This window comes from Salinibacter sp. 10B (assembly GCF_002954405.1).
Lineage (GTDB): Bacteria > Bacteroidota > Rhodothermia > Rhodothermales > Salinibacteraceae > Salinibacter.
This window is the reverse complement of record NZ_MQWC01000004.1, coordinates 3,647,270-3,662,106: the sequence shown is the minus strand read 5'-3', so window position 1 is coordinate 3,662,106 and position 14,837 is coordinate 3,647,270. Positions and strand designations below refer to the sequence as shown.

The following is a 14,837-nucleotide window of genomic DNA, read 5'->3' as shown; positions in this document are numbered from 1 at the left end:
CACAACCACGGGTGTTCAATGCTTGGAATTGTCTTCACGACCCCCGATGACGCCACGACCTTCCTCCAGCAGCACACGGCCGGCCGCACCGATCGGCTGGAAGAGGACACGCCCCTCCCACTTGGCAATCTACTGGTTGTCGTCACTGGGCCGGGAAAAATCAAAGCCACGCTCGCCACGGAGCGCCTCCTCCAATCACATGACCCCGATACACTGATTCACACAGGGCGATGTACGGCTCTCAGTGCCGACGTTTCGGTGGACACCGTCGTTGGGGCCTCCTTCGTTCTTGAAGGAGATCGCGTTGAACTGGACGCCCCCACGTACCCCCGCATGCCTCTCAGCTGTCCCTACGATGTAGAAAGAGAGGGCACGCTGGTGAGTCAAGATCACACGCCGAACGGGGAAGACGACTCTCTAAACTACTGGGCGCGCCTGGCTGATGTGCGTGACAGCACGAGTTATGCTGTCGCCTACGTAGCGGCCCAACACGGCACCCCCTGCCACGTTGCCAAGGTGGTGTACTCCTCCCTCAACGCAGAAACAAGCCCCGCGTCTGCCCCTTCCGAAACCATTGCGTCGTTTCTGAGCGGAGCCATTGACACCGCAGACCTCCCAACAGAATGACGCCGGTGGTACAACGTAGCGGAAGACTGGAACCTAATTCCGCCGTTTCCAAAGATCTTCCCGCCAGGAGTCTGGCACTCCCCCCGAGGCGCCCCATGCGTAATTGTAGATGGTCACGTCTTCCTGCCGTCGTTCTCGACGCTGGTCGGCTCGAATTTCACGGACGCCTACAGGGACACTCCTCCCGTTCGAGGTTGCTTCTTCCCGCTTCACAACGGGATCGAACTCAAAGGGAAGGGGGTGTTCCGGAAAATAGAGGCGGTACGCGGTCGCGGCGGCCCAGACGAGCAGAAACACCAGCACCGGCCCGATGATGACGAAGAAGAGAGGAGACATGGACCCTGCTCGTTACTGTTGTGATAAGTGGAAGCGGTTTTGTGTATCAACCACACAAAACCTTCATTGTTCGGACCGTACCCGGAAGACTGTGAAAGAATAGGGACGACTCTCTTCTCATAGGTGCGCCTACTGGCTCTCGTCCCCTCCACCTTCGGCGGAATTGCCCCCTGCGCCCTGCTGGTCGGGATAGTCGGCCGGTGCCACGCGCAGATTCTCCGGATTTATCTGGTCCATTTCCTGCTGGGCCGCTTCCTGCTCGCGCTCGATTTCTTGTACCGTCTGTGGCGTCACGTTGCCCAAGTCGCCCCGAAAGGCCGTATCAAACATCGTGAACGTAATAAAGACCACCACCATGATGATGCCGATGGTGAATGTTAGGGCATTGACCGGATTATCGTACTTCAAAGCCATGAAGAAGAGCACCACCAGGGTCGCCTTCGCCGCTGCAATGCCAATCGCAACTGGTACGCCAAGCGGCCCGAGGGGCACGTAGGCAACCCCAACGGTGAGGGCGGTCAGGACGATCAATCCGCCAAAGACCTTGAACAGCGTGTCTTTCGGAAGTACGTGGTGATCGTCGGACATGGAGCGTCGGAAAGTCGAAATTCGGAAAACGGAGTGATGCCGGCCTGGGAAATCCCCAACGACGACTGCTGCGGTTGAGTGCCCTACGACTAGATGAGGTACAGCATCGGGAAGAGGAAAATCCAGACGATATCTACCAGGTGCCAGTACAGCCCCGTAAGCTCAATGGGCGTGTAGTACTCACTGCTGAACGCTCCCTGCCATGCCCGGAACGCTACCCAGCCGATCACGGCCATCCCAATCACAACGTGGAGGCCGTGAATCCCTGTCATCACGAAGTAGATGCTGAAGAACTGAGGTGCGTAAGGCACCTGGGCAAGATGTTCGTAGTGACCGCCGTGCGGGTCGAAGAGCCCCCCGGGAAACGCCCCGTGCTCAAACTTGGACATGTACTCGAAGTACTTGATCACCATGAATCCCCCAGCCAGCCCAATGGTCGCCACGAGACTGTAAATGGACTTTTTAACCTTGTCCAGCTGGATGTAGTGGATTGACAGAGCAACTGTCAAGGAGGAGGTGAGCAGAACCACCGTGTTGATGGTTCCAAGGGTGACATTGAGCGTGGAACTGGCCTCCACGAATGCCTCGGGGTGCCACTGCCGGTACACGGCATAGGCCACAAACATGCCGCTAAACAGCAGCACCTCCGTGATCAGAAAGAGCCACATGCCCAACTTCGCCGAGTCGAACTGTTGCTCCGACGAGACGAAGTGGTGCTCCAAATGATCGGGATGGTCGTGATCGTGGTCGACGTCTGTCGTGGCAGGCGCCGGCGCCGTCTCAGTTTCAGTAGCCATGAGCAAATAGGGCTCGCGTGAGTCTACCGGAGGCCCAGCGCGCGTGCTCGTGCGTCGGGCCCAAGCGGCAGAGGAAATTCAAAGGACACGAGAACAGGAAATTACGCAGTCGGCTCTTCAGAGGCTGGGGCCGACGGCACCGCTTCGGGAACCCGGATGTCATGCCCGTCCACTTCACCGTCGCCGCCCCCGAACACCTCGTCGGCCAGATGAAAGTCGTACGGCCCGCGGGTAATAAGCGGCGTGCGCTTAAAGTTGTGTGGATCAGGAATGGCCGCCACGTTGGTCCATTCTAGCGTTGCGGCACCCCAGGGGTTCTGTGGAGCCTTCTCCCCGTAGGCCAGGGACCAGAGCGCGTACCCGAGAACGAGGAAGAGCCCCGCGCCCAGCACCCAGGATCCCACGGTGGACAGTTGATGCAGGTCGGTAAACCGCTCCAGATACGTAGCGTAGCGGCGAGGCATGCCCCGCGACCCGAGCACAAGCTGCGGAAAGAACGTGAGATTGAAGCCCACAAACACGAGACCAGCGGCGATCTTTCCGAGCGTCTCGTTGTAGAGCCGCCCCGTAATCTTCGGCCACCAGTAGTGCATGCCGCCCAGGAGCGCCACAACCGACCCCCCCATCATGACGTAGTGGAAGTGCGACACGATGTAGTAGGTATCGTGCAGGTGCACGTCCACGGCCAGCACGCCGACCATGATGCCCGTAAAGCCACCAATCGAGAACAAGAAGAGGAAGCTCAGGGCGTAGAGCATCGGCGTCTGTAGCCAGATCGATCCCTTGTACAGGGTCGCGACCCAGTTGAAGACCTTAATGCCCGAGGGGATACCGATCAAGTACGTGATGAGCGAGAAAACAATCGAGGACACGACCGACTGACCGCTCACGAACATGTGGTGGCCCCACACCAGGAAGCCGAGCATCGCGATCGCAACCGACGAAAGCGCAATGGCCCGGTAGCCAAAGATCCGTGAGCGCGAGAACGTCGTAATGAGCTCGGACATGATTCCAAACGCCGGAAGAATCATGATGTACACTGCCGGGTGGCTGTAGAACCAGAAGAAGTGCTGGAAGAGCACCGGATCGCCCCCGAGGGCCGGATCAAAGATGCCGATCTGCAGCGTCTGCTCCAGAATGAGCAGCAACATCGTGATGCCGATCACCGGCGTGGCGAGCACCTGTACGATACTGGTGGCGTAGAGCCCCCACACGAAGAGCGGCAGACGATTCCACGTCATGCCCGGTGCCCGCATCTTATGGATCGTGACGATGAAGTTAATGCCCGTAAAGATCGACGCAAAGCCCGCCACAAATATGGCCGACGTCATCCACATGACGCCCCCGCCCGTGGCCTTCGAGTACGGTGTGTAGAACGTCCATCCGGTATCCACCCCACCAAAGTACACTGCCGCTACGGTCAGGATGGCCCCCGCCATGTAAACGTACCACGAGGCAAGGTTCAGTTTCGGGAAGGCCACATCTTTCGCCCCGATCTGCATCGGTAAGACGAAGTTGCCCAGAATGGCCGGAATCGATGGCACTAGGAACAAGAACACCATCATAATGCCGTGCATCGTAAACACCTGGTTATAGGTGTCATTCTCCATGATGGTGGCGTCGGGCCCGCTGAGTTCCAGTCGCATGAGAATCGCAAGGACTCCCGCGACGAGAAACACGGCCGCAAGCGAGATGCAGTACAGAATACCGATCCGCTTGTGGTCCTTCGTCGAGAGCCACGACCACAGACCGGTTTCATGATTCAGGTAGTTGACGTCCTCATCCGAATGCTCCTCGGTCGCTGTAGCGGTGTGGGTGTCTGTGCTCATAGCTCCTCAGTGTCGTATGTGAGGAAAGTGGTGTTTAATGCTCTGCAATCCTTACGGGGAGGCGCCCTTCCCGTCGTCAGTCCGCAGCGGCGGACGCACTTTGCTGGGCATCACTCGACGGGGGATCCTTATCACTCTGCTCCTTGATAAACTCGATCAGACCCGACAGCTGCCGCTCGGAAAGACCGGAGTAGGACCCCGGCATCAGATTGTTATATCCCTGCACGACTTTTGCCTCCGGTTTCAGAATCGACTCCCGGAGATAATTCTCATCAACAGTAACCGTTGATCCATCAGTCATTTGATGGTTCTCCGTTCCGTAGAGTCCTTGGAAAGAGGGACCCACTTTCTGCGAGCCGTCCAGGCTATGGCAGGACTGACATCCTCGTTGGGTATATAGCTGTTCTCCCAGTTTGGGCAGCGGGATGTCTTTCGGCGTCCCGGCCTTCTTCAGCCACTCCTGAAAGTCCTTCTGCGACACCACCCGGACGACCTTGTTCATCTCGGAGTGGTCCCGCCCACAATATTCGGTACAGAAGAGGTCATACTCTCCCCGCTCCGTTGCCTTAAACCAGACGGACGTGTACCGATTTGGCAGGATGTCATACTTCACCCGAAAAGCAGGGATGTAAAACCCGTGGAGGACGTCGGTGCTACTCATTTTCATTTTCACCTCCTTCCCCCGTGGGATTACCAGCGTGTCGGTGGTCACGCCATTCGGGTACTCAAACAGGAAATTCCACTGCTGGGCCCGCGCTTGAATTTCGTAGGCGCCGGAGGGCGTCACGTTCATCTTCACGTAGCTCTTAAACCCCCAATTAAAGACGAGAAGCACTAGAATCGTCGGGATGACGATCCAGGAAATCTCCAGCGCCCGGCTTTCCTCAACCGGTGCGGGGCGCTCCCCCGGATGCTGTCGACGGTAGCGGTACACAAAATACAGCATCGCCCCGGTCACTCCCACCAGGAAGATCAGGCTTACCACCGTCACGAAGATGAATAGACTATCCACCTCCGGGGCGATAGACGATGCGGCTTCTGGTAGCCAAAAGTCACCCATGTCGGATCAATGTGGTCTCAAAGTGCGCAAAAAAGAAGCGGTTAGAACCCCAACGGGGGTTCAGATCACGCCGCTGTCGGTTCTTCCCACTGTTCGAGCTCCTCATGCTCTCGACGCCAAAAGACAAAGAGAAGCCCACCGAGTAGGAGGACCGTAAACACACTGCCGATCTTCATAAGATTGAAGGCGTCGGCAGTGTAGGTGTTTTTCTCAGGATCGAACTGGAAGCAGTACATTGCTGCCTGATCGATCGCATTCCCCACCTCCCCGTTCGACGCTTCGACGAGCGCCTTTCGCACGTCGCCTCCGGGAACCTCAATTCCATAGATATACCGCGTCACTACGCCGCGTCCGCTCAGAAAGATCTGAGTGGTCGGGTGCGCGTACTCCTGCTTCTTCTCAACCCATCGGAAGTTGAACCCAACGGCGTCCGTGAGCTTCTGAATGGTCTGCTTGTCACCCGTAAGAAAATGCCATCCCTCGGCAGCGTCGGGACGACCGAGTCGCTCAACGTACGTTTCCTTCTTCTGGCGAGCCATCTCGGATCCCTCTCGATGATTGAAGCTCACCGTGAGCACCCGAAACTCTTCGCCCGGGGTCCACTCTAGCGACTTCAACGAGCTTGTAAAGCCATCGAGCATGAGCCCACACAGCATCGGGCAATCATGGTAGACCAGATTGAGAATCACCGGCGTTTTGCCATCCAGGTACTGGCCCAGCGTCACCGTCTCTCCTGACTCATTGCGGAACGTGAGATCCGTCGGCACAGAGTCGCCCAACTGGCGCTCAATGCCCACGCCCTTCAGTTGGTCACGCTCCTGATTGCTGCGCTGTGCCTGGACCTCCATGCTCCCCAGCGCCAAAACAACGCCGAGGAGTAGGGCGGCCCAGCTCCAATGTCGTGTCGAATGCATCATACTACGGGTGGATGGAATGGGAGCTCCCACCGCTACTCACTGCCCTCGGAGATCGGCTCCACCTCGCCGCTCTCAGCCTGCGATCGCTGGTACTCCTCTGTTGCCACGACATCCATTGCCCGGTCGATCGGAATGCGGTACACTCCTTCCTCCTCGTCCACGACGCCGTACTGCGTGAGCACCTCCTCCTGCTGTGTTCGGGTCTCTTGAAGCAATTCGTAGTTCTCTGTGCTGGTCGCGTCGGCCCTCGTCTCCTGTGCTACTTGTCCGTACCAGCCAAAGATCACCACGACGGCGACGAGGATGACGACGAGAATCGACAGTGCAATAGCCATAATCTGGCTCGCCGCAATTCCCTCGTACGCCACCCCTCGCTCCTTTTCTTCCTCGAAGCGGTCCTCAAACTCAAAGACCCGTCGTGTCACTTCCCGCTTGGCCGCCCGGGCGAGCTTCGTTACCGGACCCGCGTCCGACGATGCCAACAAATCCTGCTCGGCCTCTTCCTCGGTCGAGGCAGTAAAGCTTTCAATAGACGAGGGCTCTCCCCATCCCGCATAGGACCCGGCAACGACCCGCCAGAAGAACGTTTGTCCGTCCGTCGGCAACTGGTTTCCCACCGTCACGGCCGTTTCGTTCCCTACTTCTTCGTCAAGCACCAACTCCTCGAACGTGGCCGTCTCGGCAATCTGAAGACGATACCGATCCGCCTCCCGGGACGACTCCCAGGCAAACGTCACCTTTTGGCCGTTTACGGCTATTGCGTCCGTTGGCGCAACGATCTCGGGCGGAGCCGGAGGATCGCTATGGGCAGTTGCATCAGCCATGGAAAGTCGCGTTGTGTCAAATTCAGTTAGAACGTACGCGCAGACGGCAACGGGAGTTGTCAAACGCGGTGAAAATCACCGGAATCGTTCCATTTTTGAGTCCTGTGCCTCGAACCTCGCGCAAAAAGATCCTTGCGGGAGAGTCCCCAACTACGCATTCTCAAAATGGAGCGACTCGGAAAGGAACGGATGGTTCTGCGGCACTAGTGGATGGCGACTTAATCGATACATGAGAATGCCCCCGAAGATCCCAGCCAGTCCTAACCAGCAGGTAATGTCGAGCCAGTGAAAGCCGCCGCTCTCTCGGAGCACCGGAAGCACAACCCAATGCATGTCGAACCAGTGCATGACGAGCACCCACACGGACATGAACGACAGGATCATGTGGCTCCGCTTCGGGGCGCGGGGAAGCAGAACCAGGAACGGCACCACAAAGTGGAAGCCAAGCAGGAAGGCGCTATGCCATCCCCATCCATTCTGCAAACGATGCTGGAACCACACGGTCTCTTCCGGAATGCCGCCGTACCAGTAGAGCATATACTGGCTGAAGGCGATGTACGCCCAGAAGACCACGAACCCAAACATGTACTTGCCGAGGTCCTGGTAATGCTCGCGGGTGATGGTATTTTGCAGCTGCCCACCCAAATTTTGCAGCAGCAGCGCCACCAGGGTAATCACGGCGACAGCGCTCAAAATTCCTCCCGAGAAGAAGTATACCCCAAAGATTGTGGAAAACCAGTGCGGGTCAAGCGACATCAGGATGTCGTAGCTCGCAAAAGCGAGAGTGACTGCCGTCAGGGGCAGCCCCCATGCACTGGTGCTCCGCAGCTTGGCCGGAATGGAGGGATCGGGATCCACGTCCTGGCGCACGGAAAAGGTATAGAGGCGATAAGAGACAATCGTCCAGGCCAGGAAGTACACCACCATCCGTGCACACCAGAACGGGAAGTTTAGGTATGCGCGTTTGCCCGCCAGAATTTCGTCGTAGTGGGAACTGCTGGGATCATAAAGCTCCGGATGCGTCCAGTGATATAGGTCGTGCATGCCAAACAGTAACGGCAGTCCCAGCACGAACAATAGCGGAAAGGCCCAGACCAGCGTTTCGTTGATCCGATTCACCACCACGCTCCAAGAGGCCCTCGTGAGGTGATGAAAGATCAAAAAGAGCAGCCCCCCAAGTGCCGTTGTCAGCAGGAAGGACCAGCCCGCCAGGTACGCAAAGAAGAAGTCGTCCGGGTTTTGCCATCCGCCCATCGCACTAATCGTAATGAGCGCAAAGCCCAGAATGAGGGGCACGAGCCAGGCCCGCCGGTCCCCGGCAAACTGATAGGCGCCCTCCGCCGCGTCGCGCGTCGACTCAAGCGGATCGATCAGCCAGGACAAGGACGTGTTTGAGGATACAGAGTCGGCCATGACGTGGAATGCTCTTCGGGACCCACAATGCGCTGGGCCCTCGGACCATGGAGATTGTGCGAGGGTGTGGAAAGAACTCTAGTCGGCCCCAGTGACAGGCGCCGTTGCCGTCGTGTCGCCGACGCTTCGAACCGTCACGCCGGTTTCTTCCTCCAAGCGCGTCACGACGCTCTCCGGCAGATTGTCGGGACGTGCGTATTGGCTTCGCTGCAGAGCACGGATGTACGCGACAATGGCCCAGCGATCACGGACGGGGATCTGCTGGGCGTAGGGCGGCATATTGCGCACGCCGTTCGTAATCACGTCGTACAGGTATCCGTCCGTCACCTGCCGAAGCCGATCCACGTGATAGCTGGTCGCCGGGGTGTATCCGTAGTCGCCACGCATGATAATTCCGTTTCCGTCGCCCGACTTTCCGTGGCACGGTGCGCAGTACACGTTGTACTGGCTCTGCCCCCGCTCCAGCACCTCCCGGTTCACCGCAACCGGAATCTGCTCTACGTATTCCCCATTGGAGAGCCGACCTTCGTGCAGCTCACTGTTTGCCCGAAGGTAGCCCCGCGGCACAGTGCCGCTGGGCGGCTTCCGCATGGCCGCCCCGTCCTCGAAGAACGGGTTGTACTCCTGCGGGCCAAACTTCTCCTGAAAGTCCATCGACAGGTGCGGATGGATGGGCGGCGCCTCAGATTGGCGCCCCCGACATCCGACCAGAAGAATCGTCGCGAAAAGTCCAAGAACGAGGAGGCGTCGCATTGAAGTACAGGGTCTCAGAGAAAAACGTCGTCGGCAGCATAGGCACAGGTTACGGATCGGACACACCGTCGTCTTGCACGAGCTCAATGTGACGAGCCCCAATCCGGCGCAGCATCGCTGCGGTCTCCTCCGAATCGAATTGCTCGTCGCTCGCGGCAATGTGGAGGAAGAACCGGTCGTCGGACGCCCCCTCGAACCGGTCGGAGTAGAACAACGGGTTGTACGGGCGCGGCAGTCCGTTGAGGGCCAACATGCCCGCCACGGCCCCGAACGCCGCGAACAGCACCGTGAGCTCAAACATGATGGGCACCGACGGCTCCACAGCGAAGAAGGGCTTCCCGCTGATGTTGATCGGGTAGTCCACCGCGGCGGTCCACCACTGCAGGAGATATGCCCCCACGAAGCCCGTGACGCCCCCAAGGAACGAGAAGTACCCAACCTTTGAGTTGCCCAACCCCATCGCGTCGTCCATCCCGTGGATGGGAAAGGGGCTGTGCGTATCGAAGTGACGATAGCCCTCCTCTCGTACCGCCTCAGCGGCATGGAGCAGGGCTCCGGGATTCGGGAACTCCGCCAGCAGGCCGTAGACCTGGTCGGCGTCGCTCTCGTATATCCCCATCGTCGCCTTGGCCTCACGAATCAGATTGTTCAGCATGACACGTCAGTCGGTGCGCAAAAGGAATGCAGTCAGCAGGGTGGTTACGAGCGGTCCGGCCGCTCCACGGCGGTAATGGTTGCCGGCTCAATGTAGGGCTCCCCGTCACCCGCATGGCCGTTGCCGATGTCGTAGTGGTGCGGATCGGCCTCGGGCATCACGCCTTTCACCTCCGCCATCGCCACCATCGGGACAAAGCGAAGGAACAGCAGGAAGAGCGTAAAGAAGAGCCCGAACGATCCGACGAGCGTGCCAATGTCCACCCAGGTCGGCTCGAAATAGCCCCACGAACTCGGCAGGAAGTCTCGGTGGAGGGACGTAATCGTAATCACGAAGCGCTCAAACCACATCCCGATATTTACGAAGATCGACAGAACGAACATCACCGGGATGGATCGGCGTAGCTTCTTCGACCAGAAGAGCTGTGGGGTGATGAGGTTACAGGTCATCATAATCCAGTACGCCCACGCATATGGCCCAAATGCCCGGTTCAGGAAGGCGTACTGCTCATACTGCACCCCGGAGTACCACGCCATGAAGAACTCTGTGATGTAGGCAAACCCTACGATCGTGCCCGTCACCAGAATGATGATGTTCATCTTCTCCAGGTGATCAATCGTAATCAGGTTCTTCAAGCCGTAGATCTCTCGCGTAATCACCATGAGGGTCACCACCATGGCAAACCCGGAAAAGATGGCCCCGGCCACAAAGTAAGGGGGAAAGATTGTGGTGTGCCATCCCGGCAGGACCGACACGGCGAAGTCAAACGACACCACCGAGTGGACCGAGAGCACGAGCGGCGTGGCGAGCCCGGCGAGCAGTAGGTACGCCTTTTCGTAATTCCGCCAGTGCCGATTGGACCCCGTCCAGCCCAGCGAAAAGAACCCGAGAATCTGCTTGCGCCAGAAATTTTTGGCTCGGTCGCGGAGCGTCGCCAGGTCCGGCACAAGCCCCACGTACCAGAAGACCAGCGATACGAGGAAATAGCTTGAGACCGCGAAGACGTCCCACAGAAGTGGACTCTTGAACTGGGGCCACATCTCCATCTGGTTCGGGATGGGAAGCGTCCAGTAAATGACCCAGACGCGCCCCACGTGGAAGGTGGGCCAGATCAGAGCACACATCACCGCGAAGAGCGTCATCGCCTCCGCCGATCGGTTAATCGCCGTTCGCCATTGCTGGCGGAACAGGAAGAGAATCGCCGAGATCAGCGTTCCGGCGTGCCCGATCCCAACCCAGAACACGAAGTTGACGATGGGCCATCCCCATCCGACCGGCTGATTGTTGCCCCACGTGCCGATGCCATTCCACGACACGTACGCAAAGAGGGCCAGAAGCAGTACGGTCCCGGAGAGGGCCACCGCAAAGGCGGCATACCACGCGGGCGGCGCCTTCTTTTCGGTATGCCGCGACACCAACTCGGTGATGTCGTGGAACGACAGATCTCCGCGTACGAGCGGGTCGCGTTCCTCGCCCGTATGCCCGTCCGTCGACGGATCGGCCGGAATCGATTTGGTTTCCTCAGTATTCGCCACGACGTTCTACGTTCGGTTCTACGATGTTGCGGTAGGAACGAAAGGCGGGCTATGCCTCCGCTGGCGCGGCTTCTGCTTCGTCCGACGCCTCCTCGTCCGAGGACAGGGCCTCTTCGATCCGCGGATTGGTGTTTCGCACGCGGCCCAGGTAGGAGAGGCGCGGCTTCGTGTTGAGGTACGACAACAGCTCGTACCGGCGCGGATTCTGCTTCTCCTTCACCACGTCGCTCTCCGGATTGTTGAGGTCCCCGAAGGTGATGGCATCGGTCGGACAGGCCTGCTGGCAGGCGGTTTCCACCTCGTTTGGACGCAGGTCCCGGTCCTCGTTGTCCGCCTGCTGCTGGCTCTGCCGGATGCGCTGAACGCACCAGGAGCACTTCTCCATCACTCCGCGCGACCGGACGCTCACGTCCGGATTCTGGGCCATCTGCACCTCGGTCGGCAATGTCTTCGTCCAATTGAAGAAGTTGAACCGACGCACCTTGTAGGGGCAGTTGTTGGCGCAGTACCGCGTCCCGATGCAGCGATTATAAATCATCTGGTTGGTGCCATCGGGCGAGTGGACCGTCGCCGCCACCGGACAGACCGACTCGCACGGCGCGTTTTCGCAGTGCTGGCACATGACCGGCTGCATCAGCATCTCCGGATCCTCTGGGTCTCCATCCTCCTCGGTAACATAGTACCGGTCATTCCGAATCCAGTACATGTGCCGACCATTGCTGACCTCTTCTTTCCCCACCACCTGCACGTTGTTCTCGCTCGTGCACGCCACGACGCAAGCATTGCATCCAGTGCAGGTGTTGAGGTCAATGGACATCCCCCACTGATTCTGATAGTAGGGATTGTCTTTCGAGGCTGGCTGGTCCTTCGGATGGTCCTCCTGCCAGATCATGGGGTACTCCTGGTACCCTTCTACATTCTCCGCCCCTTGCTCCGCGTGCCCATCGCCATGCCCGGAGGACTGCCCATGCCCAGACGTATCCGTCGGGGCCCCGTCCCCATGACTTGTTGTATCGGCGTGAGAACCGGTCTGCGGATTGTCCGGCACGTCTTCAAGCGTATGCGCATCGGTGCCCGTGCCCGCCGCAAGGCCGTAGCCGTCCTCACTGTGGACGGCCTCTCCTCCGGCGTGCCCATCCCCTCCGTGCCCGAACTCCGGCACCGGCGGCTGATTGTCATCCACGAAGTAGGGATCCTCTCGAAACTCGTCAAGCGTCGCCCAGCGAACAATCGGACGACCGTGCATCGACCCCGCCTCCTGCGTGGTTGCGATCAAATACCCGCTCCCCACCTTCGTCACCTCTGCTCCCTCGGCCACCCGATCTCCGGAGGGCCGAAGCGGAGCGACGTTGCTCCCCACTACGTCCACCGGATTTCCGTCCGAATCGAGCCCACCGGCAATGGGAGCATCATTGTACACATCCTGGTCGTCGGTAACGTCCCAGAAGGGCGTGTCGTACCCTTCACGCGTCGTGGAAATCTGCCGTCCATAGCCCAGATTGACTCCAATCGACCCGTCCGGGTGTCCCGGCTGAATCCAGACTGGCAGCTCCACGGTCGCCCCGTTTACCGAAAGCTCTACCCGGTCAACGTAAAAGTTATCCTCGCTATAATTGACCTGGAGCCCCAGTTCCTCTGCGGTGGCGGGACTCATGGTCGCCACGTTGTCCCAGACAATCTTCGTTATGGGATCCGGGAGCTCTTGCATCCAGGCATTGTTAGAGAAACGTCCATCCAACAGCTTCGGATCGCGCCGGAAGACCACCTCCAGTCCCTCCTCCGCCGGTGTCGAAATACTGGGGACATTCGCCTGCCCCACCGATGCCGTACTGAACTGCGTGTCTTCGAGATAGCCATCATGGAGCACCTGTCGCCACTGCTCCTCAAAATTGCCGGACAGACGCTCCCGCCACTGCTCGCGCACCAGATCGTATCCGGCGGCATCGACCCCTGTCGCGAGGAGGTTGAGCACCTCAATGTCAGAGTGGGCGTCGTCGTAGAGGGGCCGAATCAGGGGCTGGATGAGCGAAAGGGTGCCGTCGTAGGCCCGCCCGTCGCCCCAGCGCTCCAGGTAATGGGTGCGGGGCACGTGCCAGCGGCTGGCTCGGGCCGTCTCGTTTCGGAGGAGCCCACAATGTACCGTATTCTGTACGTTCGACAGCGCCTCTTCGAAGCCAAGCTCCGCCGGGGCATCATAAACCGGATTCACCCCCACCATGAAGAGCGAGTCGATTTGATCGCCCTTCATTGCGTCCACGAGATCAGCGAGGGCCTCGTCTTGAGAGGCCGCCTGACTGCTGCCCGTGTCGAATAGCGTAACGGTGGACCCAATACTGCCCAGTTGCTGGTTGATCGCCATCGCCAGAGCATGCACTTCAGCTGGCTGCGACTCGCCCGCCAACACAACCCCCTGCGCTCCGGCTTCTCGCAGATCCCGTGCAATCTCTCGGGCGTGTACCTGCTCCTTCTGCCCCCAGCTTACGTCCGGGGCCGTGCCTACGCCAAACTCCGCCGCGATAGTCGCCGCGAAGGCCTTAATGCGTCGAGCCTGCATCCGGAGCCGATGGTCCGCCGAGCCGCCCGTCGTGGAGAACTGGCTCTCGACCGCGTAGAGGCGACTCATGTCATCGTCCGCCTCTTCCAACCGACGCCCCTCGGCAAAAGACTGAGTGTTGTGGAGATAGTCGCGGTGACGACCGTCCAAAAAGTCAGAGTCGAGGCTCAGGATGACTTCCGCCTCGCCCAGGTTGTACCGGGGCCGGAGCGGGCGCCCAAACGCCTGCTGCATGCCGAGGCGCACCGGATTATCACCGGTGGACGAGTACGTGACCCACTGTAGATTCGGAAACCGGTCGGACATGCGCTGGCGCATCGCCTGTACGGTCGGAGATGGATTCTCCTCCATCAGGACCGCCACGTTCTGCTGCGCGGCCTGCTCCCCGAGCTGCCGACAAAAGCTGACAAACTCCTTCCAGGCCACCTCGCTCCCCTCCCGTCGCACCGACCGCGACCGGTCCGGGTCATAGAGGTTCAGCACAGAGGCCTGCTCAAACCCACTCGTGCCCGTCTGCCCCACTGGGTGCTCCCCATTGCCCTCAATCTTCGTCGGGCGTCCCTCGTGGCTCTCGACCAGCACGGGCCGCAGCACGTCCCGAAAGGGCATCCCCGTCGCGTAGTGCTGGGGAATCCCAGGAATGACCTCCTCGGGCTTCCGGGAATAAGGAAGTATTTTTTGCTCGGGACGACGACAACCACTGAGGCCCGCCATGGCCATGGCTGCCCCCATGAGTTGAAGGAACTGGCGGCGGGACGCCCCGCTTGGCGGCTCACTGTCCCCCGGGCTGAATTCCATGAGGTCATCCTCATCCGACGACGCATCGTCGTCGAGATCAGCCGGATGCCGCCAAAACGTGGGACCTCCCGAGTCGGTGTCCCCGTGGTCCTGGGCGTCGTCGGGATCGAGTACGTCAAGTTCTATCATTACAGTCTCGACTTGCGAATCT

Annotated in this window: 13 protein-coding genes; 1 reads left to right on the top strand and 12 read right to left on the bottom strand. The window is 59.4% G+C overall.

What is annotated here, in order from left to right:
- Nucleotides 1-18 precede the first annotated feature (18 nt).
- On the top strand, nt 19-627 hold the full coding sequence (locus BSZ35_RS14905) for a 5'-methylthioadenosine nucleosidase (RefSeq protein ID WP_105013183.1): 609 nt from the start codon (nt 19-21) through the stop codon (nt 625-627).
- A 33-nt stretch (nt 628-660) separates the two neighbouring features.
- Here BSZ35_RS14905 and BSZ35_RS14900 read toward each other — a convergent pair whose 3' ends face one another.
- From BSZ35_RS14900 to BSZ35_RS14845, 12 genes are all read right to left on the bottom strand, one after another.
- Nucleotides 661-963, bottom strand: coding sequence for a hypothetical protein (locus BSZ35_RS14900; RefSeq protein WP_105013182.1), 303 nt, complete (start codon nt 961-963; stop codon nt 661-663).
- A gap of 129 nt (nt 964-1,092) precedes the next feature.
- Nucleotides 1,093-1,551: a cytochrome C oxidase subunit IV family protein gene (locus BSZ35_RS14895; protein WP_105013181.1), complete on the bottom strand. Its 459-nt coding sequence runs from the start codon at nt 1,549-1,551 to the stop codon at nt 1,093-1,095.
- Nucleotides 1,552-1,640: 89 nt separating this feature from the next.
- Nucleotides 1,641-2,348: a cytochrome c oxidase subunit 3 family protein gene (locus tag BSZ35_RS14890; protein ID WP_105013180.1), complete on the bottom strand. Its 708-nt coding sequence runs from the start codon at nt 2,346-2,348 to the stop codon at nt 1,641-1,643.
- 101 nt (nt 2,349-2,449) lie between these two features.
- Nucleotides 2,450-4,177, bottom strand: coding sequence for a cytochrome c oxidase subunit I (ctaD, locus tag BSZ35_RS14885; RefSeq protein WP_105013179.1), 1,728 nt, complete (start codon nt 4,175-4,177; stop codon nt 2,450-2,452).
- Nucleotides 4,178-4,253: 76 nt separating this feature from the next.
- On the bottom strand, nt 4,254-5,237 hold the full coding sequence (gene coxB / locus BSZ35_RS14880; protein WP_105013178.1) for a cytochrome c oxidase subunit II: 984 nt from the start codon (nt 5,235-5,237) through the stop codon (nt 4,254-4,256).
- A gap of 65 nt (nt 5,238-5,302) precedes the next feature.
- A complete protein-coding gene (locus tag BSZ35_RS14875; protein WP_146110125.1) occupies nt 5,303-6,154 on the bottom strand; it encodes an SCO family protein in 852 nt (283 codons plus the stop codon).
- Between the two features lie 32 nt (nt 6,155-6,186).
- Entirely contained in the window at nt 6,187-6,978 is a 792-nt protein-coding gene (locus tag BSZ35_RS14870) for a fibronectin type III domain-containing protein (protein WP_105013176.1), read from the bottom strand.
- A 150-nt stretch (nt 6,979-7,128) separates the two neighbouring features.
- A complete protein-coding gene (locus BSZ35_RS14865) occupies nt 7,129-8,391 on the bottom strand; it encodes a hypothetical protein (RefSeq protein ID WP_105013175.1) in 1,263 nt (420 codons plus the stop codon).
- A 78-nt stretch (nt 8,392-8,469) separates the two neighbouring features.
- Nucleotides 8,470-9,144, bottom strand: coding sequence for a cytochrome c (locus BSZ35_RS14860; RefSeq protein WP_181149364.1), 675 nt, complete (start codon nt 9,142-9,144; stop codon nt 8,470-8,472).
- Between the two features lie 49 nt (nt 9,145-9,193).
- The gene (locus tag BSZ35_RS14855; protein WP_181149363.1) at nt 9,194-9,799 is read right to left on the bottom strand and encodes a DUF3341 domain-containing protein; all 606 of its coding nucleotides are present in this window, start codon (nt 9,797-9,799) and stop codon (nt 9,194-9,196) included.
- Nucleotides 9,800-9,843: 44 nt separating this feature from the next.
- Nucleotides 9,844-11,307 carry an NrfD/PsrC family molybdoenzyme membrane anchor subunit gene (nrfD, locus tag BSZ35_RS14850; protein WP_105013871.1) on the bottom strand — a complete coding sequence of 488 codons (1,464 nt, stop codon included), beginning with the start codon at nt 11,305-11,307 and terminating at the stop codon, nt 9,844-9,846.
- A 76-nt stretch (nt 11,308-11,383) separates the two neighbouring features.
- On the bottom strand, nt 11,384-14,815 hold the full coding sequence (locus BSZ35_RS14845) for a 4Fe-4S dicluster domain-containing protein (protein WP_105013174.1): 3,432 nt from the start codon (nt 14,813-14,815) through the stop codon (nt 11,384-11,386).
- Nucleotides 14,816-14,837: the final 22 nt, after the last annotated feature.